Here is a 262-nt window from a genome sequence, read left to right as displayed (position 1 = left end):
GAGTTGACTCGGGATTTATTCAAAATTTTACCATTTTTCCGTTTTATGCGTGAAAATATAGAAGATATCAATATTTATAATTTATCCGACGATACTGCAATTCAATATGATATTATTCCCTATATGAAAATATCCGAAATTGAAGAGCCGTGTGTTTATGAAAAAATAAGCTAATATTTTATATGTGTTTATTACGTGTTATAAATTATATTGGAGTTGGCTAATAATGATTAAAAAAATAATATTTACCGTCACACCAATA

At 26.0% G+C, this 262-nt stretch carries 1 pseudogene; it reads left to right on the top strand.

The window, feature by feature from the left end:
• Positions 1–174, top strand: a pseudogene (locus RTW80_RS29645) (3-deoxy-D-manno-oct-2-ulosonate III transferase WaaZ); the annotation flags it as partial.
• Between the last annotated feature and the right edge of the window lie 88 nt (positions 175–262).

Origin of the sequence: Escherichia sp. AM3 (assembly GCF_032029835.1) — a bacterium.
Classification (GTDB): Bacteria; Pseudomonadota; Gammaproteobacteria; order Enterobacterales; family Enterobacteriaceae; genus Escherichia; species Escherichia coli.
The sequence above is the reverse complement of the archived record's forward strand: the minus strand, read 5'-3'. Positions and strand labels throughout refer to the sequence as shown.